Source organism: Elusimicrobium sp., assembly GCA_015062115.1.
Taxonomy (GTDB): Bacteria; Elusimicrobiota; Elusimicrobia; order Elusimicrobiales; family Elusimicrobiaceae; genus Avelusimicrobium.
The window spans coordinates 139,679-162,237 of record SUVG01000004.1 but is presented as its reverse complement, the minus strand read 5'-3'; the positions used below and the strand labels follow the sequence as shown (position 1 = coordinate 162,237).

Below are 22,559 nucleotides of genomic sequence, written 5' to 3'. Positions count from 1 at the left end.
AAAAATTATTTTGCCGTAATGCCTTGTTTTTCCAACATTTCTTTGGCGTTTTCAAAGGCACGTTCGGGCAAGATATCGCGCATGCACTTGAAGTGTCCAAGCGGGCATTTCTTTCCGCCGTGGAGCGCACAGGGGCGGCAAGGCAAGTTTTCCACCTCTAACACGCGGTGCCCTTCCCCATACGGGAAGAAACCGAGTTCGCGCGTGGTAGGGCCGAAAATGGCCAAAGTGGGTACATCAAACGCGGTGGCAATATGCATCGGGCCGGAATCGTTGGTGATAAACAGTTTGAAATGTTCCATAAGAGCCATCAAGTCAGACAGGCTGGTTTTTCCGCACAGATTAGCGGCATGGCCTTCGGAAAGTTGGCAGATTTTTTCACCCAAGTCGGCGTCTTTTTTACCGCCTCCCACAAGAACCACTTTTACACCCATTTCGGTTTGTAAGCGGCTGATGAGTTTTACGAAATAGTCCATCGGCCAGCATTTGGTCGGCCAGGCACTGCCGGCATGAATACCGACCAAGGTTTTGCCTTCTAAGTTAAAATCTTTCATCAGGCGTGCCACATTTTCTTCGGCGGAAGGGGTGTAGCGCATATTTAATTTTTCGGCGGTAAATTTTTCTTTTACAATACCTTGTAAGAGAGAGAGGTTGCGTTCCGCATCGTGAATCATCCAAGAGAACGGAACGGTTTTGGTATAAAGGAACCAACCTTCACTGGAGGTAAAGCCGATGCGTACCGGTACGCCGGAAAGCCAGGCGATTAAGGCACTTCTAAAACTGCGGTGGGGTACCAAAATAATATCCACACCCGCTTTTTTAATGGCTTGAGCCGTTTTCCAAATACCGGCAAGTTTGTTCCAGCCTTTTTTATCATTGAGGATTACTTCGCTTACTTCCTTCATGGGGCGGAAAATTTCGTCCGTTTGAGGGCGGGTAATGACTACAATTTTGGAATCGGGGAAGAGTTTAGCGGTTTTCTTCACTAACGGGGTAGTCAGTACGCTATCACCGATAAAAGAAGTTTGGAAAATGGCAATTTTGCGCACTTTTTTACCGTTTACTTCGGCATTTTTGTAGGCCCAGTCGCCGAGTTTCGGTTCTCTGTATTTAATTTCGATATTCCAAAGTTTCAGGGCTTCCAAATATTTATCCAAGGTATGTCTTTCCAATACCGGCGAAGTTTTGTGGAAACGCACAAACATACGGCGGGCAATGGAGTTTTTATCGTAGCGGATACGGTTGGAAATTTTGCTGAAGAAACTCATGAGCATGGTTTTTAAGGTTACATGCAAGTCCAACAAGTGTGTAAAGTGTCCGGCACGAATTTGGCGGATATTGGCAAATAAACTTTTTTTAGCCACCATAATTTCGTCGATATCGGGGTGGCCCGCCAAGGCTTGGGCAAATTGAGGTTTTACCAGTAGGGTAATACGGGCATCGGGCCAAGCGGCTTTGATGTTTTTATACACGGGCGAAGATAGCACAATATCGCCCAAAGAAGATAAGCGGATAACTAAAATGTTGGGTTTATTTTTGTTCATAGGCTTTTACCACTTCCATAATTTTATTGGTTGCTCCTTTGAAACCGAGTGCTGCGGTGCGTGCCTTGCCGGACATATTTTCCAAATGTGCCGAATCGGCCAACAAACGCAGGACGGTTTCTTTGAAATTGTTTTCATTTACAAGGACTCCCCCCCCGCATTCCAATAAGGCCTCTGCGGTTAAGGGAGCGTTATAGAAATACTTTCCAAACAAAACGGTTTTAGACAAAATGGCGGGTTCCAATAAGTTGTGCGCTCCGCGGGGAGCCACGGAACCGCCCACAAAAGTAAGAGTGGCTTTTGCGTAAACGGAGGACAAAAGGCCCATTACATCTACACACAAAACATCGATTTTTTTATTAAATTTATTTTCGCTGACAAGCGCGTATTTCAACCCGCTTTGGCGCAGGGCATCGGTAATTTCGGGCATGCGTTCCAGGTGGCGCGGCGCAAAAACGATTTTTACTCCTTTTTTAATCAGTTCCGGCGCGGCGCGTAACAGCATGGTTTCCTCTTGCGGGTGAGTGCTGCCCATTACTAAAATTTTATTTTTATTCCAACCCAGCGCAGTAAAGATTTTTTCCACTTCTTTTATTTTGGCGGGTTGATCGTTTAAGGTATCGTATTTTACATTTCCGCAAACAAAAATATTTTCTTTTTTAATACCGAGCCCGGCATAGCGAGCCGCGGCATCGTTATCCTGCAAAGCGGCGAAGCGAAGTCCTCCTAAAGTAAGCGAAAAAAGCGGTTTAATAAGTTTGTAGGCAGTAGCCGATTTAGCGGAAATGCGTCCGTTGATTAAGGCAGTAGGCACGCCCGCTTTTTCGGCGGCATAGAGCATGTTAGGCCAAATTTCGCGTTCGACAACAAATAAGCGGTACGGTTTTGCCAAGCGGATAAAACGCTTGCAGGACGGGTAAAAATCGAGCGGAACCAAGAGGGCTTGCTTAATTTGCGGGTTTTTTAAGGCGGTTTCTTTCCCGGCTTGGGTAGAGGTGGTTACCAAAATTTCTTTTCCGTAGAAATCTTTTAAGCGGGAAATTACTTCCTTCATGGACATCACTTCCCCCACGCTGGCACAATGGAGCCAAACAGCATCTTGTATGACGGAGCCTTCCGCCTCCAAGCCAAAGCGTTCGCGTAATTCTTGCGTTAGGTGTTTTAATAGGTCGCGCCGGGGCGATAACAGAAAACTTATCACCACGCCCAGTGCCGCCAAAGGGAACACCAAATTGGTAAGAATAAGGATAATATGTCCCATATATCTATTATAGTAAATTTACCTCAAGAAAGGGGCTTAAAACACGAGAAAAGAAACGCCCCGTTCCGTGAAACGGGGCGATGAAAAACAAGTTTATTGGTTTTCTTCTTGCGTATCTGTCTTTTTCTTAAACAGACTGCCGATAGATTTAAGCGTGTCTTTGGCGGCATCTACGGTGCCTTTTACCGTGTCGGTGGCCGTGGTGGCAACCCCTTTGGTAACGGCGGCCGCCGCATCAGCCGTTCCGGTAACTACTTTGCCGGGGGTTTTATAGTTCAAAATTCCCCCCACCACAGAGGTAACGGTGTTGACGACATCTAACTTTCCGCTGGGGTTATCCATCGTCCCGCCGATTTTAATGACAATCGGTGTTTGGCTGGTTAACACTGTGGCGGAAACTTTCATATCCAGGGCTTGGGTGGCAAAGTTAATTTTACCCGTACCGTTCAGATTGGTAACTTTGGATAGGAAGGAAGTTTTGTCCAAAGTCATCAGTCCGTTTGTAAACGTGTAAACACCTTCTCCGCTGGTGAAAGTAATTTCCCCTTTTTTGCTTTCGTTTTCGGCGGGGAAAAGGTCAATATGCAACATATTGGCTACTTTGCGTACCACCGTAATGGGCAGAAGTAAGATTTTTACAATTTTGTTTTCTTTCACGAAAGAGTCTAAGTTCGTAATCGCTCCCGGTTGAAGATTAAAAGAAACTTGCCCGTTTGATTTGGCCATAGACGAACTGATTTGGGTAAGGTCAGCCTTAATGGAAAAACCGTCCGTGCGGAAATACGGCACTTGTACCGCGCCCACTTTTACATCGGCTTTTATATTCATAAAAGTTTCCGGGGTTTGTCCGGTTTTTTCCGTATTTTGTTCGGGCGTTTCTTGAGAGGGGCTTTCGCTTGAAGCCGTTTCTTCTTCAGGGGTGTCTTGGCCCGGGAACGCGTCCAATTTAAGGGCGGCTAAATCTAAGTTTAACGCTAAGGCCATTACCTCTTTTACATTTTTGTAAGAGAACGAAGAGGTAAATTTTTCGTTATTAAGAAGGCCCGTGAAACTATCGCAGGATATATCGTCCAAAGAGGCCAATTTGATAGTTCCGTTTAAGGATTTTGCCGTAAAAGGTGCGTAGAAAAGGGTGACATCTTTTAAGGTTATTGTACCGCTGATATCTTTATTTTCCTTTTTTTCCGTGGCTTTGAAAGAACCGCTGATTTGCCCCGCGGGGTTAAAGCCGCTGATGGTGTCGGTCATTTGTACGAGTTGGGCCAAATCTATTTTAAGGTTACCGGTCAGATTATAAGCAGGCGCGGCTCCCCCCCAATTTACTTTTCCCGAAGAGTTGAAGGAACTGTCCCGCACCGACAGGGCCACTTGATTGATAACCGCGGAGGAGTTGTTCAAATCGGCATCGGCCTTTAAGGTTAAGTTAATCACGGGAAGGGTGAAGTTGGGCAAGTCCGGCAACAGGTCGGCTAAGACGAGATTGTTAATACCGCTTAAGGAACCTGTCAGGTCGGCTTTGGGCGATTCAAAGTTATTTACTTCCCCTTTTAATAAGAATTTTACCGTTTTATAGTCAGCTGAAATTTTATTTACCTTTACATAGGCTTTTGCCATTTCCAAATTGGCTAAAAAGGCGGTAAAGTCCAACGTGACAGGAACGGAAACGGAAATTCCTCCGTCCTGTTCAAAGGCAGTCGTGAAGGAGATAACCGTATTAAACGGGGAGGCAAGGTCGAAATCGGAAATTTCGATATTAAGTTTCTCCACTTCGGTGGAAGTGCCCGTTTGTAAGTCCTTATAATAAAAATTGCAATCTTTTACCTCTATGGTTTCGGCCAGCAGCACTAAAGAGGAAGAAGTATCCGTTTCTGCGGTTTTTTCGACAGGGTCGGCGGTTGCGGCCTCGGCGGGAGTAGAGGAAGAAGAGAGGAGCGAATCAAAATTAAATGCGCCGTCTTTTTGCTTTACAATGTTTACATCTAACCCGTCTATTTCAATGGTGGAAATTTCTACCCGTTTTTTAAGTAACGGAAGAAGCGCCACTTTTACTACTAATTTATCGGCTTTTACAAAAGTGCCTTCCTGAAAGGTGGAACTTTCGGAAAGGGCAAAATTTTCCAAAGTAACGCCGATTAAATTAAAGGAAAGTTTGTCGAAGGACATTTCCCGATGCAAATTATTTTTTGCATAGTCTAAAGCCAGGGTTTTTACTTTTTCGGGCGGAAACATCAGCCGAAGGGTAATCAACCCCGCTATCCCCAATACCGCGAGTACGAGGGCCATTTTAAGTAGTATTTTGAATAGTTTTTTCATATGTTTAATATAAAAAAGGCGTGCAGAAAAATTCCAGCACGCAAAAGGGTTAGTTGTTTTTGTCGGAAATTACTTCTGCTTCTATTACATTTTCCTGTTCTTTTTTTTCTTGGCGGAAGTTTTCTAAATCTTTATGTAAAAGCGTTAATACCAATAACACAAAGGCTCCGTCGTCCGTGATGCCTAAAACGGGTAAAAATTCAGGCAAGATATCAATGGGGCTAATCACATAAATCAAACACAAAATACCCCAGCAAAAAGTGCCCCAGGGCATTTTGTATTTCCCCCGCAATACCGCCCAAAGCATCGGGAAAAAAGATGCCATATCCTGAAGAAGTATCGCGGGGGAGAATTTCATATTATAAAACCTCTTGCGGTTTGTCCGCATTTTCGGGTGTTTCTTGGGCGGTTAAGTCGTCCGCACGCATACCCAAAATGGTTTCGTTTACACGCATGGCGTAGTCGCCGATTCTTTCAAAGTTGTTTAAGATATCGGCATACGCGGTGATAGAATCCGGGGAGGCTTCTTCCTTCCCTGTTAAGATGCGTTCGCGGCGGTCTTTTAACAATTGTTTACGCATGGCGTTTAATTGTTCTTCGTCGGTTAAAGCATCGCGGAAAGTTTGTTCTGCGCGGGCTTGACCTTGTTTGGTGGTTTGTTGGAAGTCCACAAGTACGCGGCGGGTGCGTTTGGTGATTACTTTGGTCAATTTGGCAATGCTTTCCAAATCGTCCACCGCAGTCGTAGAGAACGGTTGCTTGGTGTGGAATTTTTCCAAAATACGGGCAATTTTTTCTCCGCAGTCACCCATGCGTTCAATGCTGTTAAGCACATCAAAAAGCGAGAACGCTTGCGCTACCGCATGGCGGGAAAGGTTCCCGTGTGTAAGGGTGGTTAAATAGAGGTTGATTTTATGTTCCAACACATCAGTAGTGCGTTCCGCTTCTTTTACATCTTCAATGAGGCGGGCGAACATTTTTTCGTCATCTACTTTTACGGCATGGATAAGTTTATCCGTCATTTTGGTAACAAAACTCATCATGCGTTCCACTTCTTTGCGCACCGCAATCAGGGAAAGTTCCGGCGTTTGGGTAAGGCGCGTGGACAAGAACACCAGTTCGTGTTCTTTTTTATCTTCCCGTTTAGATTTGGGAATGATAAGGTAAGTAAGGTGGGCCAATTGTTTGAGTAGCGGCAACATAATCAATGTGTTAATGATGTTAAATGCCGTGTGGAAGGCCGAAATGTGGTACGGCAAAGTGGAAGTAAGCACTTCCGGGTCTTTGCTATAAGGGCTTTCCGGTATCATCCAATCTATAAACTCTACGAAGTGGTTAAATACACAGCAAACCCACACTACGCCCAAGAAGTTAAAGAGAAAGTGCCCCAAGGCCGCGCGTTGAGCATTTTTGCCTGCGCCGAGAGCAGCCAGGTTAGCGGTAATGGTGGTGCCGATGTTTTCCCCTAACACCAAAGCGCAGGAGGTCGGGAAGTCAATGATTCCGGCTGCCGCGCAGGTAAGCGTCATGGCCATTACCGCGCTGGAAGATTGAAGCATAATGGTTAAGAAGGAACCCGTAAAAATGAGAATAAACAAGTTCCAAATGTTGCTGGGGTGGAACTTGCTGATCCAGGCCACAACGGTGGGGTTTTGGGCAAAGTCCGGAGGGATAGTATTTTTCATAATATCCAAACCGAGGAACAAAAGCCCGAAGCCTACCATGGTTTCGCCAATGCGGCGAATCGTAACGGCTTTGGGGATAAACTGTGCGAAAAAACCTACTGCAATAACGGGCAAGGCAAACAGGGAAATTTGAACCTTAAACCCAAAGAAACTGACAATCCAAGCCGTAAAGGTGGTGCCGATGTTGGCCCCGAAGATAACCCCGAGGGCTTGATAGAGTGTTAATAATCCGGCACTGGTGAAGCCTACCACCATGACGGTAGTAGCACCGGAAGCCTGAATAATACTGGTTACCAATGCACCCGAAAAGGTAGCCGCAAAGCGGTTTGCGGTGGCAATGCCCAAGAGTTGGCGCATTTTATCACCGGATACTTTCTGCAATCCGTCGCTCATGATTTTCATGCCGAACAGAAAGATGGCCATGCCACCGAATAGGTTAAGCGTGGTCAATAAGGTTGACATACGTGTTTTTTCTCCTTTTTATTTTTTCTTTTTCAAACAACAAAAACGGGAGACCCGCAATAGCGGATTCTCCCGTTTTATGACAAACAAATTTTTCCTTGCCCGTTGCTTGTGTCAACGAGGTCGGCTGTAAAGCAAGCGAAACAAGTGGTGCTGTTAGCATCATTTGGACATTTTAATCGGAGAATCGTCTTCCCCTTTATCCTCTTGTTGGCCCGTTTGGGCTTGTTGTTCCCACATTTTTCGGTTTTCTTCCATTTGGCGGGCCATATCGTCGTCAAACAGAATAGTGGGCATGCGGTCTTCCTCCGCAACATATTGTTCTAAATCTTCTTGCTTGGGTTGATAAACTTGATCCAAATGTTCGCTTAAATGTTCGTGTGCAGATTCCGTTTTAATGGAAGCTTGAGTAACGCTTACGGCTTGCACATCGGTTTCATCAAGCAGGTTAACATTTTGCGTTTTTAAGTTGACCGGTTCGGGTTTGGAGGGCGCAAAAGATTGTTGTTTGGCTTGGGCTTCTTTCACCACATTGGGAGTGAAGGAAAAGCGGTTTTCGCCATAATCTAAATTTAAGAAGAGTAACAGAAGAAAAGCCGTCATGGAAAACCACAAAAATATCCACAAAATTCCCAGCCCTGCAATTAAAATGATAAAGAACACCGTGTTAAAATGGTTCGCAAAGTAAAGCGGGATTGCCACATAAAGGCCGTAAGCAATTCCACCCAAAACGAGGAAAGGAAATACAGAAGATAAAATAATCCCGGAAATCACTTTTAGAAATCTTCTTCCGGTTAAGTTCCAACTGTACACAACGGCTTCTATGGGGCCTTGGTTTCTAAGGGCAATGGCTAACGGTACAAAAATCAAGCGGGTTAAGAACAAGAATACTAGGACAGATACAAGGATTATCATAACCGGCATCGGCAAGCGCAAGAAATAAAGTACGACCGCAACAACTACCCCCACGATCCCGACAAATACACTGTAAACCAACATATAGAAAGTGGGAAAGAGGGATGCGGAAAAAGAATTGGTAATTGATTCGCCGTTATTTTCTGCTTTGGCGGCTAAAATCCGCCACAAAGCAAGGCCCGAGTAAACGGAAAAGAAAGAGCCGAGAAGAGAGGAAATCGGTTGAGGCACACCAACTTTGGGAGAGAAAGCAATTGCCCCGTTAATCAATGCAATTAAAATAATATAGACAATAATTGCCCCGGTGGCACGATTGATAAGACGGAAACTTCCAATTAATAACTGAAATAAATTCTGTTCTTCGCGAATTTCCATGTGTTACCTCTTTGGTATAGGTGTACCCATATTATAGCAAAAGCAACGCGTGTGCGCGTACGAAATTTAGAATAATTTTTCTAATGCTTTGGCGGCGGAAAAACCGCTACTCCACGCCCAATGCAAGTTAAACCCGCCCAGGCGGCCCGTAACATCTAACACTTCCCCTACGGCATACAGGCCCGGTACGGAACGGGACTCAAAGGTGGAAGCATTAAAGGCTCTTGCGGAAATTCCCCCCGCTGTTACTTCCGCCTTGGTGTAGCCGGAGGTGCCGCTCGGCGTAACCGTAAAATGATTGATTAAGCGGGCTGTTTCTGCCAGTTGGGCGCGTGTAGCGTTGGGCAAATCGCAATCGATTCCGTGTAAAATGGACTTTGCTATTTTTTTAGCCAGTCCCGCTTGCACGAGCGCAGAAGAAACGGTTTGGTTGGAGTTTTTGCAAGAAACTAAAAATTCCAACACATTTTTCCCCGGCAAGAAATCGATTTCAATGGAGTTGCCCGGTTCCCAAAATAAAGAAGTCTGCAGTACCGCCGGGCCGCTGATTCCGTCGTGCGTGAAAAGCAACTGCCCCGGAAAAGATTTCTTTTCGTAAGTCAGTTTTGCCGTTAAACTGTTCCCGGCTAAAGCAGAAAAATTTTCTCTGTATTCTTTAGGAAAAGAAAGGCCGCACAAAGCCGGGCGCGGTTCCGTTACCTCCCACCCGAATTTATGAGCCATTTTAATTCCAAACCCGTTAGCCCCGAGTGCCGGGAAGGAAAGCCCCCCCGTAGCAAGGACTACTCGTTGGGCTTGTATAGGGCCGGCGGAAGTATCCAGTATAAAAAGATTTTTTTCTTTGCGGATATCCAACACGCGCGTATTATAAAGAATTTGGGTATTGGCCGCTTGAGCCCTTTTTACAAGAAGTCTTACGATTTCCTGCGCGTCAAACGCAAAGAGCTGACCGTTTTGTCGTTCTTCCCAAGGGATATGAGATTCATCGAGCAAACGGATAAAATCTTGCGGCTTAAAAGCGGCTAAAGCACTTTTGCAAAAATGTTTATTTCGGCTTAAATAGTCGGCAGCGGTAACAAAGCGGTTGGAAAAATTACATTTTCCCCCACCCGATACTCCTACTTTAAGAGCAGGTTTGGTGTTGGCTTCCAGCACAATTTTATGGTGGTTAAAACTTCCTGCGCAAAAAAGTCCTCCGGCTCCCGCACCGACAATAGCCGTATGAAAAACAGTATTCTTTGAGTTTGCATATATACCCATATATATAAGGATAGCAAATTTGAATCTTCAATAAATTCTAAAAAACGCTTACAAAGATAAAAAAATATGTTATACTTTATTAAGAATTATTACTAATATGATGATTATGAACACACAAATGCTACCAAATGAAAAGGAAGTGGAAAAACGATTAGAGGCTTTTGAAACCGTTTGCCGCAAAAAAGGATTGCGTGTAACGGAACAACGCCGGGAAATTTTCCGTACGGTGGCTTCTTCCCGCGAACACCCTTGTGCGGAAAAAGTCTGCGATTTGGTTCGCAAAAAAATCCCTCATGTATCCTTGGATACGGTGTACCGCACCCTTTCTTCCCTGGAAGCCATGGAACTTTTGGTGCGGGTGGGTACTCCGGCCAAAGAGCGCTTTGACGGAGACTTGCGCCCTCACGCCCATTTTGTGTGTACCCGATGCGGAGAAGTGTACGATATTTTCTCCGAAGAAAAAGATGCTTTTTCCCCCGTTTGCGAGTGGGGCGAAATCAAGCAAGTAAATGTGCAGTTTAGAGGAATTTGCAATCGGTGTCAAAAAAAGATATCGTAATTGATATAATAATTGTTGTTTTGTAAAGGAGACAAAAATGGAATTAAAAGGATCTAAAACCGAAAAAAACTTGATGGCCGCTTTTGCCGGAGAATCTCAAGCCCGCAATAAATATACCTACTACGCTTCTAAAGCCAAAAAAGAAGGGTATGTGCAAATTGCCAAAATTTTTGAAGAAACCGCTAACAACGAAAAAGAACACGCCAAATTGTGGTTCAAAGCGTTGCACGACGGACAAATTGCCGACACCGCTACCAACTTGTTAGATGCCGCCCAAGGCGAAAACTATGAATGGACTGATATGTACGCCCAATTCGAAAAAGAAGCCAAAGAAGAAGGCTTTGATAAATTGGCCTACTTGTTCGGGGCTGTAGCCAAAATCGAAAAAATGCACGAAGAACGCTATCGCAAACTTTTACACAATGTAGAAGCCAAAGAAGTGTTCGCCAAAGCCGGTGTAGTGGTGTGGGAATGCGCCAACTGCGGTCATGTACACGTGGGCGAAAAAGCCCCCGAAGTATGCCCTGTCTGCGCTCACCCGCAAGCCTACTTCATGATTCACCCCGAAAACTTCTAGTTGTTTTTGGAAATAACAAAAACCCCACCAATCGGTGGGGTTTTTTTATGGAAGAATTTTATTTTCGCACGGCTGATAGCACTCCCCCCAAGGCCGCGCACAAAGCACCCAATAACATGGCGCAAGCATATCCCCTGATAAAGGCGTCTTGCGCGGAAAAATCCCGGGCGAGTGCATGGTTTTGAACGGCGGTAAATACCAGTACGGAAAGGGCAATTCCCAAAATCATACCCACATTGCGTGCCAGTGCATTTACGCTTGCCACCACACCGAGTTTTCCTTTAGGGGCCGCGCTGATGACTATGTTATTATTGGGTACCTGAAATGTACCGCTCCCTGCCCCCATGACCAGTTGTGCCAAAATGATATAGGAAATGCTGGGGTGGCACCCGATGCATGCAAACATCAGGTAAGAAATCAACAGAAACAAAAAGCCGGCCGTGATGATGATTTTGGAAGGCCATTTGGCACAGAGCGCCCCCGATACCGCCGAAGAAATAGCCAAAGTTACGGGAAAGGGTAAAATCAGCATACCGATTTTAATGGGATCCATTTGCATGATGTCCGTTAAATAAAAAGGCAGAAGAACCGAGTTCGTAAATACGGATGTAAACCCCAGTACCGCTATCAAACAACCAAATGAAATGGCAGGAATTTGAAAGATGCTCAGGCCGATAAACGGGTTTTTTGCGTGATTTTCTCTTCTCATAAATAAGAAGAAAAAGGCCAGGGATAAAACAAAGGAAGTTAAAATGACGGGCGAAGTCCAACCTTTATCGGCGGCGGTGTTAAGCGCATATAAAAAGAGGAAACTGGTTAAGGTGTAGCAGATTGCACCGAAATAATCCATCGGCGGACATTTGGGGTGCTTAAAGCGCGGAATCAGGTAAATGCCGCGCCAAACACCGATAACGGCAATCGGGATAGATAACCAAAAAATAGATTTCCACCCCCAGGCTTGAATCAAGGCTCCGCCCACGGCGGGCCCCGCCAACGAACCACACGCTACTACCGCACCGATAGCCCCGAAGGCTTTTCCGCGAGATGCTCCGTGAAAGACTTGGGCAATCAAGGCTTGGGAAGTAGCCATCATGGCAGAAGAGCCTATCCCTTGTACGGCACGGGCCAGCAACATTAGACCCAGCGAGTTGGAAAGAGCCCCCAAAAGAGCCCCTACCCCAAAGGTAGCAAAGCCGCTTAAATACATCCACTTACGGCTGTAAATATCGCTTAGTTTACCGAATACGGGGAGTAAACAGGTTAGTACCAACAGGTACATGCTGACGACCAACTGGATACTTTCCAACGAAACCCCGAACTCGCCCGACATGGTGGGCAAAGCGATATTTACAATTCCGGCCGACAACGTGGACATAAAAGTACCGTTGGCGGTAACGGAAAAAATCATCCACTTTTTACTGATGCGCGGGGCTTTAATCAAGGTCATATTATTTGCGGCAGCGTATAAGCGTGTAAGCAAAACGGCCTACGCCGTCAAACACTTTTTCTACCTTTAGGCCTGCTTTTTTTACACAATTTTCCATTTGAGCATAAGAATACATTTTGCTGTTTCCGTTGGCAATGTTGGTAAAGTAAAGCGAAGTGTGATTCAGGCAAAAGGTGGAAGCGGCATATTCTTGGCGATCCCACAACGGTTCCAATATATAAATACGGGTATTTTTATCGGCGGACGCTTTTACTTTTTTGAGAATAGATACAATTTCCGCTTCCGAAAAACAATCTAAAAACTGGCTCATCAAAACTGCGTCGGCCCCTTTGGGAAGAACCGTTTTGGCATCTAACACATTGGCGGCGTGATATTGGGCGCGGTCTCCGTATTTTTTCAAATTCTTCTTGGCAACATTAAGTTGTCCGGGCAAGTCAACCAGCATCACAGAGGTATCTTTTTTATAGTCCAGGCATTTTTTGGCCCATTTTCCGGTGTTGGCCCCGATATCCATTACCCGGGCGGGGTTTAGTTCAAACACAAGCGGTAAAATTTCGGGGAAGGCAATATCCGAATAGAAATGGTCAAAGGCAAACCAACTTTTGCGGTTTTTGGCAGGCAACTTAGAAAGCCCTTCATAAACGGTTTTCCATTTGCCGAACACCTTAAGCCCCGTGGGCTTGCCTTTTTTAAGCGATTCTTGCAAAGAGTGCATACCCAAATAACACACATCATTTACAAAATCCATATTGGCACGGGTCATGGGGTCGCACAGTAAAAACCAACCCGTTTTGGTAAGCGCATATTTCCCGTCTTTGAGCGATACCAAATCAAGTGCCACTCCGTTTTCCAAAAGAGTTTGAACCGCATACAACGAAAGTTTTAATTTTTTGGAAATTGTTTTATCGTCCGCTTCTTTTTCGTTTAAGAGCGATAAAATACCCAGATCGCGCAAGGCCAGTGCGGCTTGAAAACTGATGGGCGCAAAGGCAATTTTTTGCGCGTCAAAAGCAATATCCGCCATCGTGCGATTTTCGCGACGCGTGCGGCGGTAAGGTGTGTTGTATTTTAGAGTGTTTTTAGTTATCATATTCTATAGATAATTTTATTTTATTTACAGCGAGTTTACAAATGACAAATACCCCTTCTTCCCGAAAAATAGCCCTGGTTACGGGTGCCAGCCGCGGCATTGGTTTAGCGGTAGCCAAACAACTGGCCAAAGACGGCTTTGATATTTGGCTCAATTATCACTCCAACCATACCGCCGCCGAAAAGGCAAAAACCGAAATAGAAGCACTGGGGGCCTGCGTAACACTTCTTCCTTTTGATGTGGCCAATGCAACTGCCGTGCGCGCGGCGTTAAACCCGTTATTGGAAAAAAACACTCCTTATGTGCTTGTTAACAATGCCGGTATCCGCAAGGACAATTTACTTATTTGGATGCAGGACGAAGACTGGTCGCAGGTTATTTCCACCGTTTTGGGCGGATTTCATAATGTAACCAAAACCGTACTGGCGGCCATGATTCATGCCAAAGAAGGAAGAATCGTCAACATTTCTTCCGCCGCGGCCCATGCCCCGGTGCCGGGTCAAACCAACTATTCCGCCGCCAAAGCGGGTATTTTGGGGGCCACGCGCAGTTTGGCTCTGGAAGTAGCCAAACGCAATATTTTAGTAAATGCCGTTTCCCCGGGGTTTATAGAAACCGAAATGTTGGACGGCTTGCCTATGGATAAAATTTTGCCTTTAATTCCTTTGCGCCGTTTGGGTAAACCGCAGGAAGTGGCAGAGGTGGTATCATTTTTGTGTTCGCCGAAAGCGTCTTATATAACGGGCCAGGCCTTCCAAGTAAACGGTGGGGTGGCTATGTAGGTTTCTCTACCGTAAAATAGTATAATAAATGTATCCATGACCAATTCTTTTTCCAACCCTAAAGTGGTAATTACAGCAATGGGTGCCGTTTCCCCTTACGGGGCAGGGGTTCCCGCTTTGCTTGACGGTCTTTTTGCAGGAGAATCTTGTTGTCACACGGTTGCGGAATTGGAAGCGTTACCTATGGTGAAAACCAAAGTAGCGGTTACCGTTCCCGAGATGGATTTTTCCTATATTCCCCGCCGTGACCGTCGCTCTATGAGCCGTATGGCCAAATACGCCTATGCCGCCGCGCAGGAAACCCTTAAATCTGCCGGATATGATACCCCACCGCAGGGATTGGGCTTTTTTATGGGATCTACGCTAAACAGTATTTCCGTATGGATGGAAATTTGCGGCCACTGCCATAACGGGCATTTGGAACTGGTAAAAACTTCCGATTTTTTACAAATTATGAATCACTCCCCCTTGGCAACCGTATCGCAGGCCTTAAAAATTAACGGGCCTTGCGTCGGGGCCAGTGATGCCTGTGCCACGGGGTTAATGAATATTGGCCTTGCTTATTTGGCTGTCAAAAGCGGTTTTGTCAAACAGGCTCTGTGCGGCGGAACGGAAGAATACCACCCCATGTTTAGTGCTTGTTTTGATATCATGCAGGCCACTTCTCACAATTTTAATACTTCCCCTAAAGAGGCTTGCCGTCCGTTTGATAAAGACAGAACGGGCCTTGTTTGCTCCGAGGGGTGCGGGCTTCTCTTCCTGGAAACGGAAGAAAATGCCAAAGCGCGCGGGGCTCATATTTTGGCCGAAATTATAGGATTTGCTTCCAATACGGAAACGGAAAATATGGCCTATCCGTCCGCGGAAACATTGCGGGAGTGTATGCAGGCCGCTTTGCAAGATGCCCATATCACGCCCGACCAAGTAGATTTATTAAATGCCCATGCCACGGGTACTGTCATCGGCGATATTGCCGAAACGCAAGCCGCTCAAGCCGTTTTCGGCCCCGCTATTTGTGTAAACAGCCTTAAAGGCCACTTGGGGCATACGATGGGTGCCAGCGGAAGTTTGGAAACGATTGCTTGTGTGGATATGCTCAACCGCCAGACCCTTATCGGTACCAAAAATTTGCAAACGCCGGACGATCGTTGTGCTCAGGTACGGTTTGTTACCCAAAACGAAACCCGCCCGGTAAATATCATTTTGAAGAACAGTTTTGCCATCGGTGGCAATAATTGTTCTTTGGTTTTAAGGAGACCCCTGTGATTACGAGAGAAGAAATTATTAACCTGACCAACGAAGCCCTCAAAAAAGAATTTGAGTTGACGGACGAACAACTTTTCCCCACCGCTCATTTGCAAAATGATGTAGGGTTAGATAGTTTGGACGCGGTGGATATGGTGGTAGTGTTGGAGCAAAAATTCGGCATGACTTTGCGCCAAGGCTATGATATCCGCTCCATCGTTACCTTAAACGATTTGTACGATTTTATCGAAAAATTAGCCCGCGAACACGAAGCGGGAAAATAAATTATGTACGCGGTGCGCACTTTTTTTAATACAGCCATAATAGGGGTATCGGCCATATTATGGCTTTTTCTTTCTGCCTTGGCGGCGGCTCCTTTTTTGTGGCTTTTCCCCGGCAAGAACGGAAAAAATGTGCGTACATTTGTGTATTACCAATCTAAGGGAATTCTCTTTTTTATTTGGTGTTGTTCGCGCGGAATAAAGGTGGAAAAAGCCCCCCGTCCCGAACAGCCCTGCATTGTGGCGGCCAACCATGCCAGCGCGTTGGATTTATATACCGTAGCAGCCTTGGGATTTAATAAAGTGGTATATATTACCAAAGGGTGGGTTTTTAAGTTACCGTTTTTCCGTTTTGTGATGAAGGGTGCCGGATACATTGATGCCGAAAAAACCCCGCCCGAAGAAATGCTTGCAAAGTGCCAAGAAGCCCTTAATAACGGCTATGATATTGTGCTTTTCCCGCAAGGTTCTCGTAAAAATCCGCAGGCCCGTTTCAAAAGCGGTGCATTTTATTTGGCGGAAAAAACAGGTGCGCCCGTTATTCCCATGGCTATTGCGGGAACGGGAAAAATGCTCCCTTCCGGTTCGTTGAAACTTCGCCCTGCCGAAGTGGTATTGAAATCTTTTCCAGCTGTTTATCCGCAAGATTTTTCGGGCGAACTCGCCCATTTGGAAATGGCGCGCAGTGTAAAAAAACAAATTATGGATTTTGTAAATCTGGAGGAAAAAAAGTGAAAAAAGTATTGTTTTTAGGAGTTTTTGTTTCTTTGTTAGTAGGTTGCCGCGGTTTGGCTCCCGTGCAAGATAAACCGATGAAATCGATTGTTTTGGCGGAGGGCCGAACGGTGAAAGAAGCCATTATTCAAGGCGCATCAACTCGTAACTGGAGTGTTTCCGAATTGGTTCCCGGCGTGATGAGAGCGCATCTGTATGCCCGCGGGCACGAAGTGGATGTGGATATCCCTTATACGCAAAGCGGATATGCTATTCAATATGCGGATAGTAAAAATATGCGTTACAACCCTAAAACACATAAAATTCATCCCAAATATAATCGTTGGATAGAATTTTTGGATATTGCTATTTTCAAATGGGCCAGCGTAGGAAAATAAACAATGACAAAACCTCTTTCTCCCGTTTCTACCCTTATCCCGCACAAAGGCCCTATGCGTTTGGTTGATGAAATTTTATCCGCGCAACCGCAAGACAGCCGGGTAAAAAGTTTTATCGGGGAAAATCATTTGTTTTTACGAAAAGACGGAACTTTGATGCCCGAAGCCTTTGCCGAAATTATCGCGCAAAGTTTCGCTGCTTGTGAAGCGCAGCGCCGGGAGTGGGCGGGACTAGACAACGAAGGCGGCGGATATTTAACGGCTGTACGGGAATTTGAAATTTTTTCAAAAGCGCGTCTTAATGATACCTTAATCACAAAAGTTATCCAAAAAGACGATTTTATGGATACCCGCATTGTGGAAGGAGAAGTTTTTTGCGGAACGGAAAAACTGGCTCGTGCCACGGTATATATTTTTATGTGGGAAGGGAAAAATCCTCCGGGAGTGATGAAATGAAAAAAATACTGATGTTATTGTGTTTGTGTTGCGCCGCGGCCGGTTTATCCGCGGAAACTTCTTTGCCTGTTGAAACACCGGCTGCCCAAGAAGAAGTATTAGCCTCTAAAATCAAAGAAATTGCCGACCGCTTCCGTGCGGTAAACACCATTTCCGCCCGTTTTACGCAAGAAAAAAAGTTGGCTATTTTGAACGAGCCTGTAATAAGCCGGGGACTTTTTTATTTTTCCAAAAAACCTTCTCGTATTCGTTGGGAATACACGGAGCCTTTCCAAAACGGTTTTTTATTGGACGCAGACAATACCTATCGTTTGGAAAAAGGCGTTAAAAAGAAAGTAAAAGGCGTGCTGGCCCGTAATATAGCCTCCCAAATGCTTGTTTGGCTCGCTTTTGATTTGCACTCTCTTTCCAATTCTTATCATATTAACTTATTGGAAAACGGGGTGGAACTAACCCCCAAATCCGACGATAATAAAATTTTGGAAAAAATAACGGTTTGGTTCAGTAAAACAAATTCCCGAGCCTTGGAAAAGATACAAATGGACGAACCCGGCGGGGATAACACCGTGCTGATTTTTGAAAATACCAAAATCAATAAGCCGATTGCAGAGGAACTTTTTTCGTGAAATTTTGGGAAATGATAAGCCGTCATAAAAAATTAACATTGGGGCTCTTTGCGGCCCTGACGGGCTTATGTGTTTGGGGTATGAGTATGATGCGTGTGCAGGAAAATTTGCACGCGATGATTCCCGCTTCTATTCGTGAAAAGGTGGAACTTTTTGAACACTCCCCCCTTAATAAAAAATTATTTACGGTAATTACCGCCCCGACCGCAGAAGAAGCCTTGGAAGGGGCCGAAACGGTGCGTAATTATTTATTAAAACATCACCTGGTGCGTACGCCGTTCCTGGCGGGCCCCGAATTTGCCAAAACACTTTTTTATGCGTTGCCCGCGCGTTTTTCCGCAGAAGACGAAAAGGACCTTCCTTCGCGTCTCACACCGGAATATGTTTCCCGCCAAATGGAAGAAAATTACCAAAAACTGCTTTCTTTCGAAGGGTTCTTATACCGCCCTCTTATTACCGCAGATCCGTTGAACTTTACCGGCCTGATGGCGCAAAAATTGGCCGCTTTCGGGGCAGAAACAGGCATCGATTATCGCGAAGGGTTTTTATCTGCCGAGGAAGGGAAAATACTTATCGGCCTCTACGATTACAACGAAGCGGGCGGGTTCGCTCAGGCGGAGGAATTTTCCCGCAAATTTATGCAACTGGCGGGGACTTTATCCCAACAAGTTCGCGCGTTTTATTTAGGCGGCCTGCGTTATACGGTTGAAAATGTATCCATTATCCGCAAAGATTTAATTAAAATAACACTTCTTGCCCTGTTGGCTTTGGGAGGCGTATTCTTTTTCTTCCTTCGCCGAAAAACCTCTTTGCTTATTTATCTCTTACCGGTTGTGGTTTTACCCCCCGCCGCGTTGGTAACTTATGCCGTATTCGGGCATATTTCGGGTATTACGCTGGGTTTTGGCAGTGTGGTGGCGGGTTTATCGGTTGATTACAGTATTTATACTTTCTTTGCTATTTCCCAAACGGATACCTCTGCCGAAGATGCCGTGCAAAAATTGAAGAAACATCTGTGGTGTAATTTTTTAACCTCTTCTCTTTGTTTTCTTGCCCTGTTTTGTTCATCGGTGGAACTGTTTAAGCAGATAGCGGTTTTCTCGGTGGCGGGTATTTTGCTGGCCATTCTTTTGGCCTTGTATGTATTCCCCCCTTTCTGGACAGAAAAAGATTTATCATGGGCACCCAAAACCTTTTTTTCTTTACCCGTTTTATCTAAAAAAGTAGCAGGTGGGGTGAGTCTTTTCATTGTTCTTTTTGGTATTTGGGGTGTTTTTAATACCCATTTTTCTTCCGATCTGGAAAGCCTGAATTCTACCTCTGCCGTCTTTAAGGAAGAAAAAGCACTTTTCGATAAAGTTTTCTCTCAAGTATCTGCTCAAAATGCGCTTTTATTTGTAAAAGGGAGTACCCCCGAGCAAGCCTTGGAAAATAACGAAAAAATATCCTCCCTTTTACCTGCTTCGTTGGCAACGGCTCGCATGATTCCTTCCGCAAAAGCACAACGGGAAAATTTGGCACGGTGGCAACAATTTTGGACGGAACAACAAATCACCTCTCTTCGGGGGTTAGTGGAAAAAGAAGCCGCCCAAAAAGGTTTTGCCCCGCAAGTGTTTTCCGCTTTTTTCAATCAGTTGCAAAATCCTCAAAAAGATACCTTGGACTTTACAGAAATCTATAATCCGCTAATTGAAACGGAAAAAGGCGAATTTGCCGTGGTAAATATAGTGCCCAACACACCGCAATATCGGGAGTTGGACGAAAAGGAAAATGCTGTTTTTGTATCCGGGGAAGACTTAAAAGAAAATCTTTTATCTTCCATTAAAAAGCAAGCCGTGCAAATAGTCCTTTTGGCGATACTTTTTAACTTGCTGGCGGTCGGGTTGCTGTTTAAGAACACCAAGGAAGTGTTGGGTTCATTTGTTCCCGTGGTGTTGGCGGGTTGCTTTACTTTCGGTTGTTTTGCTCTGTTTAAGGTGGAAGTGAACTTATTTGTCCTTGTATTTTTACCCCTTTTAATGGGATTAGGGATAGATTATGGTATTTTTCAGGTAATGAAATTCGGCAGTAATCATCAGCATCTTTACCCGCCTGTGGCACTTCTCACGGCGGCTCTTTCCACCCTGGCCGGGTTCGGTGTGCTGGCCTGTGCCGAACACAGCGTACTGAAAATTATGGGGATTTCTTCCTTTTTGGGAATAAGCGGAGCCATGCTGGCTTCTTTATTTGTATTGCCTGCTTTATTGGAGAAAAAGAAATGAGAATTTGGGGTTTACTGCTTTGTTTGTTACTGGCCGGGTGTAGGAGCGGACTGGTGTTTAAGGAGGCTCCGCAAACGGTTTTAGATTCTCGCCAAACGACAAAACTGGTAGGAGAAATACAACCTTGGGGGTTATATTTCACGGCGCTGTCCCATTATGACGGTGAACAGACCCGCTTACTTGTTTTATCGGAAATCGGGATAAAACTGCTGGACATGGGCATAAGCGCACAACAAACGGAAGTTTATTTTAAGGCGGAGGCCCTGCCTAAAGTGGCGGCGGCGGCTTTCGGGCGTTTTGCCAAAACTCATTTGCAAACCGCTTGCCCGGAACAACAAATTTCTTTTACCGATTCGCGTACTCGTGCGCGTTTTTCGGTTCAAGCAACAGGAGAAGAAAAATGTCTTTAGAAGAAAATTTTTCCGCTTGTTTTGTAAGACGGGAAGAAAATAGTTTTTTATATCATATCCCGGCAGATTTCCCCGCTTTTAACGGACATTTTGAAGGAAACCCGCTTTTGCCGGCCGTCTGCCAGATGGGTTTATGTGCCGATGCCCTTTCCCGCCAAGAGGGTAAGCCGGTGGAAGTGGCAGAAGTGGTGCGTTCCAAGTTTATGCGTCCTATTGGGCCCGGCTCCCGGGTGAGAGTTTCTTTCACCCCCCGCCCGGAAGGGAAGTTTTTAGCCGAATTATCCTCCCTCTCTACGGAGGAAAAATTCAGCCAAATTATTTTAAGAGTAAAGGAACTTATATGAAGAAAATTTCTTATTTTACTACTCCCGAAGGCGCACCTGCTCCGTTGACGAAATCGGCCTTTCGTACGGTGCGCTTTAATGAAGTAGACCCTATGGGCATTATGTGGCATGGACACTATGCCGGGTTTATTGAAGATGCCCGCGTGGCTTTGGGAGATGCGCTTGGTATCGGGTATCAAGATTTCTACAATCACGGTATTTTAATTCCGGTTCGGCAGTTTCATGTAGATTACTTGTCTTCTCTCTTCTTCGGGAAACAATACGAAATACAAGCCCGTCTGTTTTATACGGATGCCGCCCGCCTGAATTACGACTTTACCATTTTAGACCAAAATCAAAAAACCATGGCTCGCGGTTACAGTGTGCAGTTAATGGTGGATAAAGACCAAAACCTGCTTTTTGAGTGGCCGGAGTTTGCCCGTCCTTTTTTACAAAACTGGAAAGAAGGAAAAATTATTCTCTAATTTATGAAACCCCCTATCATTCAAACCGAAGGAATCAAATATGCGGGATCCAAATTAAAGATCTTGCCGCATATTTTGCAGGTTTGCGGGGAGTTGGGCTCCGTTCGGCGTGTGTTGGACGGTTTTAGCGGAACAACGCGTGTATCGCAGGGGTTTGCACAATGCGGATACAGCGTTGCAGCCAACGATGTGGCGGACTGGGCGGAAGTGTTTGGAACTTGTTACTTAAAAGCCAATCGGCCTGTTCGGTATTACCAAGAAATGATAGACCACTTAAACGCGCTAAACGGTTATGAAGGTTGGTTCAGTTCTCATTACGGCGGAACAGAAAAAGATACCAAAAAGCCCTTTCAATTAAAAAATATGCGTAAGTTGGATGCGGTGCGGGACGAAATAGAGAAAATGAATCTCTCTTTCGAAGATAAAAGTGTATTGTTAACCAGTTTAATTTTAGCCTTGGACGAAGTGGATAGCACCTTGGGGCATTATGCCTCTTACCTATCCAAGTGGTCGGCGCGTTCTTACAAGGAATTGGTATTGAAAATGCCCCGAAAATTTCCGCTTACTCAGGAACATGAGGTTTCACGCGGGGATATTTTTTCTCTTTTATCCAAACAAGAGTGGGACTTAGCCTATTTTGACCCGCCGTACGGTTCCAATAACGAGAAAATGCCCCCCAGCCGTGTTCGGTATAATGCGTACTACCACTTTTGGACAACCGTTATCCGCCACGATAAGCCCGTGCTTTTCGGCAAGGCTAACCGTCGGGAAGATTCCCGGGATTTGCAAAGTCCTTCCGTTTTCGAATCATACCGCAAAACACCAAGCGGGCATTTTGTGGCCTTGCAGGCCTTGGACGAACTCATCAAACAAACCAAGGCCCGTTATATTTTGCTTTCCTACAGTTCCGGCGGAAGAGCAACGCAAAAGGAGCTGCTGGATATTTTGTCTTCCCGCGGCAAAATAAAAAAAATGCTGGAAATTGATTATAAACAAAATGTAATGGCGCATATGTGCAGTACCCGCCGGTGGGTTTCTGCCCAACATAACGGCAACCACATAGAGTATTTATTTTTATTGGAAAAATAAC

At 45.3% G+C, this 22,559-nt stretch carries 23 protein-coding genes; 14 read left to right on the top strand and 9 right to left on the bottom strand.

What is annotated here, in order from left to right; translation table 11 throughout:
• Positions 1 to 5: 5 nt before the first annotated feature.
• The 7 genes from waaF to E7027_04230 all read right to left on the bottom strand — a co-directional run bounded on the left by waaF (position 6) and on the right by E7027_04230 (position 9,815).
• Positions 6 to 1,544 (bottom strand): lipopolysaccharide heptosyltransferase II, encoded by a 1,539-nt coding sequence (waaF, locus tag E7027_04260; GenBank protein ID MBE6421328.1) that lies wholly within the window; start codon positions 1,542 to 1,544, stop codon positions 6 to 8.
• Positions 1,531 to 2,805, bottom strand: a complete 1,275-nt coding sequence (locus tag E7027_04255) for a hypothetical protein (GenBank protein ID MBE6421327.1) — start codon at positions 2,803 to 2,805, stop codon at positions 1,531 to 1,533. The genes waaF and E7027_04255 overlap by 14 nt, the downstream gene beginning before the upstream one ends.
• A gap of 93 nt (positions 2,806 to 2,898) precedes the next feature.
• On the bottom strand, positions 2,899 to 5,118 hold the full coding sequence (locus E7027_04250; GenBank protein ID MBE6421326.1) for an AsmA family protein: 2,220 nt from the start codon (positions 5,116 to 5,118) through the stop codon (positions 2,899 to 2,901).
• A 49-nt stretch (positions 5,119 to 5,167) separates the two neighbouring features.
• A complete protein-coding gene (locus E7027_04245) occupies positions 5,168 to 5,506 on the bottom strand; it encodes a DUF1232 domain-containing protein (GenBank protein ID MBE6421325.1) in 339 nt (112 codons plus the stop codon).
• Entirely contained in the window at positions 5,478 to 7,265 is a 1,788-nt protein-coding gene (locus E7027_04240; protein ID MBE6421324.1) for a Na/Pi cotransporter family protein, read from the bottom strand. The genes E7027_04245 and E7027_04240 overlap by 29 nt, the downstream gene beginning before the upstream one ends.
• Positions 7,266 to 7,427: 162 nt before the next feature.
• The gene (locus tag E7027_04235; GenBank protein ID MBE6421323.1) at positions 7,428 to 8,555 is read right to left on the bottom strand and encodes a hypothetical protein; all 1,128 of its coding nucleotides are present in this window, start codon (positions 8,553 to 8,555) and stop codon (positions 7,428 to 7,430) included.
• A gap of 66 nt (positions 8,556 to 8,621) precedes the next feature.
• The gene (locus tag E7027_04230) at positions 8,622 to 9,815 is read right to left on the bottom strand and encodes an aminoacetone oxidase family FAD-binding enzyme (protein ID MBE6421322.1); all 1,194 of its coding nucleotides are present in this window, start codon (positions 9,813 to 9,815) and stop codon (positions 8,622 to 8,624) included.
• 97 nt (positions 9,816 to 9,912) lie between these two features.
• Here E7027_04230 and E7027_04225 point away from each other — a divergent pair, with 97 nt between their 5' ends.
• Positions 9,913 to 10,374, top strand: coding sequence for a transcriptional repressor (locus E7027_04225; protein MBE6421321.1), 462 nt, complete (start codon positions 9,913 to 9,915; stop codon positions 10,372 to 10,374).
• 37 nt (positions 10,375 to 10,411) lie between these two features.
• The gene (locus E7027_04220) at positions 10,412 to 10,951 is read left to right on the top strand and encodes a rubrerythrin family protein (GenBank protein MBE6421320.1); all 540 of its coding nucleotides are present in this window, start codon (positions 10,412 to 10,414) and stop codon (positions 10,949 to 10,951) included.
• A 58-nt stretch (positions 10,952 to 11,009) separates the two neighbouring features.
• On the opposite strand, the gene E7027_04215 is transcribed toward E7027_04220, so the two are convergent.
• Entirely contained in the window at positions 11,010 to 12,398 is a 1,389-nt protein-coding gene (locus E7027_04215) for an MFS transporter (protein ID MBE6421319.1), read from the bottom strand.
• A 1-nt stretch (position 12,399) separates the two neighbouring features.
• The gene (locus tag E7027_04210; GenBank protein MBE6421318.1) at positions 12,400 to 13,422 is read right to left on the bottom strand and encodes a class I SAM-dependent methyltransferase; all 1,023 of its coding nucleotides are present in this window, start codon (positions 13,420 to 13,422) and stop codon (positions 12,400 to 12,402) included.
• Between the two features lie 107 nt (positions 13,423 to 13,529).
• Here E7027_04210 and fabG point away from each other — a divergent pair, with 107 nt between their 5' ends.
• The 12 genes from fabG to E7027_04150 are packed head-to-tail and all read left to right on the top strand — an operon-like array spanning position 13,530 to position 22,558.
• Positions 13,530 to 14,270, top strand: a complete 741-nt coding sequence (fabG, locus tag E7027_04205) for a 3-oxoacyl-ACP reductase FabG (protein ID MBE6421317.1) — start codon at positions 13,530 to 13,532, stop codon at positions 14,268 to 14,270.
• A 36-nt stretch (positions 14,271 to 14,306) separates the two neighbouring features.
• On the top strand, positions 14,307 to 15,536 hold the full coding sequence (locus tag E7027_04200; protein ID MBE6421316.1) for a beta-ketoacyl-[acyl-carrier-protein] synthase family protein: 1,230 nt from the start codon (positions 14,307 to 14,309) through the stop codon (positions 15,534 to 15,536).
• A complete protein-coding gene (locus E7027_04195; GenBank protein MBE6421315.1) occupies positions 15,536 to 15,799 on the top strand; it encodes an acyl carrier protein in 264 nt (87 codons plus the stop codon). The genes E7027_04200 and E7027_04195 overlap by 1 nt, the downstream gene beginning before the upstream one ends.
• A 3-nt stretch (positions 15,800 to 15,802) precedes the next feature.
• Complete coding sequence (locus E7027_04190; protein ID MBE6421314.1) at positions 15,803 to 16,531, top strand: 1-acyl-sn-glycerol-3-phosphate acyltransferase; 729 nt, start codon at positions 15,803 to 15,805, stop codon at positions 16,529 to 16,531.
• Positions 16,528 to 16,908: a hypothetical protein gene (locus E7027_04185; protein ID MBE6421313.1), complete on the top strand. Its 381-nt coding sequence runs from the start codon at positions 16,528 to 16,530 to the stop codon at positions 16,906 to 16,908. The genes E7027_04190 and E7027_04185 overlap by 4 nt, the downstream gene beginning before the upstream one ends.
• 3 nt (positions 16,909 to 16,911) lie before the next feature.
• Positions 16,912 to 17,364 carry a hypothetical protein gene (locus E7027_04180; protein MBE6421312.1) on the top strand — a complete coding sequence of 151 codons (453 nt, stop codon included), beginning with the start codon at positions 16,912 to 16,914 and terminating at the stop codon, positions 17,362 to 17,364.
• Positions 17,361 to 17,990 (top strand): outer membrane lipoprotein carrier protein LolA, encoded by a 630-nt coding sequence (locus E7027_04175; GenBank protein MBE6421311.1) that lies wholly within the window; start codon positions 17,361 to 17,363, stop codon positions 17,988 to 17,990. The genes E7027_04180 and E7027_04175 overlap by 4 nt, the downstream gene beginning before the upstream one ends.
• Positions 17,987 to 20,251, top strand: a complete 2,265-nt coding sequence (locus E7027_04170; GenBank protein MBE6421310.1) for a hypothetical protein — start codon at positions 17,987 to 17,989, stop codon at positions 20,249 to 20,251. The genes E7027_04175 and E7027_04170 overlap by 4 nt, the downstream gene beginning before the upstream one ends.
• On the top strand, positions 20,248 to 20,661 hold the full coding sequence (locus E7027_04165; protein ID MBE6421309.1) for a hypothetical protein: 414 nt from the start codon (positions 20,248 to 20,250) through the stop codon (positions 20,659 to 20,661). The genes E7027_04170 and E7027_04165 overlap by 4 nt, the downstream gene beginning before the upstream one ends.
• The gene (locus E7027_04160; protein MBE6421308.1) at positions 20,652 to 21,005 is read left to right on the top strand and encodes a hypothetical protein; all 354 of its coding nucleotides are present in this window, start codon (positions 20,652 to 20,654) and stop codon (positions 21,003 to 21,005) included. The genes E7027_04165 and E7027_04160 overlap by 10 nt, the downstream gene beginning before the upstream one ends.
• A complete protein-coding gene (locus tag E7027_04155; protein ID MBE6421307.1) occupies positions 21,002 to 21,469 on the top strand; it encodes an acyl-CoA thioesterase in 468 nt (155 codons plus the stop codon). Before E7027_04160 ends, E7027_04155 begins: the two co-directional genes overlap by 4 nt.
• Positions 21,470 to 21,472: 3 nt before the next feature.
• Positions 21,473 to 22,558, top strand: coding sequence for a DNA methyltransferase (locus E7027_04150; GenBank protein MBE6421306.1), 1,086 nt, complete (start codon positions 21,473 to 21,475; stop codon positions 22,556 to 22,558).
• Position 22,559: the final 1 nt, after the last annotated feature.

Bases quoted from the DNA above. Each gene is read 5' to 3' on its own strand.
- E7027_04230 (MBE6421322.1), bottom strand. From the start codon at position 9,815: ATGGGTATATATGCAAACTCAAAGAATACTGTTTTTCATACGGCTATT.
- fabG (MBE6421317.1), top strand. From the start codon at position 13,530: ATGACAAATACCCCTTCTTCCCGAAAAATAGCCCTGGTTACGGGTGCC.
- E7027_04220 (MBE6421320.1), top strand. From the start codon at position 10,412: ATGGAATTAAAAGGATCTAAAACCGAAAAAAACTTGATGGCCGCTTTT.
- waaF (MBE6421328.1), bottom strand. From the start codon at position 1,544: ATGAACAAAAATAAACCCAACATTTTAGTTATCCGCTTATCTTCTTTG.
- E7027_04190 (MBE6421314.1), top strand. From the start codon at position 15,803: ATGTACGCGGTGCGCACTTTTTTTAATACAGCCATAATAGGGGTATCG.
- E7027_04160 (MBE6421308.1), top strand. From the start codon at position 20,652: ATGTCTTTAGAAGAAAATTTTTCCGCTTGTTTTGTAAGACGGGAAGAA.
- E7027_04235 (MBE6421323.1), bottom strand. From the start codon at position 8,555: ATGGAAATTCGCGAAGAACAGAATTTATTTCAGTTATTAATTGGAAGT.
- E7027_04155 (MBE6421307.1), top strand. From the start codon at position 21,002: ATGAAGAAAATTTCTTATTTTACTACTCCCGAAGGCGCACCTGCTCCG.
- E7027_04165 (MBE6421309.1), top strand. From the start codon at position 20,248: ATGAGAATTTGGGGTTTACTGCTTTGTTTGTTACTGGCCGGGTGTAGG.
- E7027_04215 (MBE6421319.1), bottom strand. From the start codon at position 12,398: ATGACCTTGATTAAAGCCCCGCGCATCAGTAAAAAGTGGATGATTTTT.
- E7027_04200 (MBE6421316.1), top strand. From the start codon at position 14,307: ATGACCAATTCTTTTTCCAACCCTAAAGTGGTAATTACAGCAATGGGT.
- E7027_04150 (MBE6421306.1), top strand. From the start codon at position 21,473: ATGAAACCCCCTATCATTCAAACCGAAGGAATCAAATATGCGGGATCC.
- E7027_04250 (MBE6421326.1), bottom strand. From the start codon at position 5,118: ATGAAAAAACTATTCAAAATACTACTTAAAATGGCCCTCGTACTCGCG.
- E7027_04240 (MBE6421324.1), bottom strand. From the start codon at position 7,265: ATGTCAACCTTATTGACCACGCTTAACCTATTCGGTGGCATGGCCATC.
- E7027_04180 (MBE6421312.1), top strand. From the start codon at position 16,912: ATGACAAAACCTCTTTCTCCCGTTTCTACCCTTATCCCGCACAAAGGC.
- E7027_04175 (MBE6421311.1), top strand. From the start codon at position 17,361: ATGAAAAAAATACTGATGTTATTGTGTTTGTGTTGCGCCGCGGCCGGT.
- E7027_04245 (MBE6421325.1), bottom strand. From the start codon at position 5,506: ATGCGGACAAACCGCAAGAGGTTTTATAATATGAAATTCTCCCCCGCG.
- E7027_04255 (MBE6421327.1), bottom strand. From the start codon at position 2,805: ATGGGACATATTATCCTTATTCTTACCAATTTGGTGTTCCCTTTGGCG.
- E7027_04210 (MBE6421318.1), bottom strand. From the start codon at position 13,422: ATGGCGGATATTGCTTTTGACGCGCAAAAAATTGCCTTTGCGCCCATC.
- E7027_04225 (MBE6421321.1), top strand. From the start codon at position 9,913: ATGATGATTATGAACACACAAATGCTACCAAATGAAAAGGAAGTGGAA.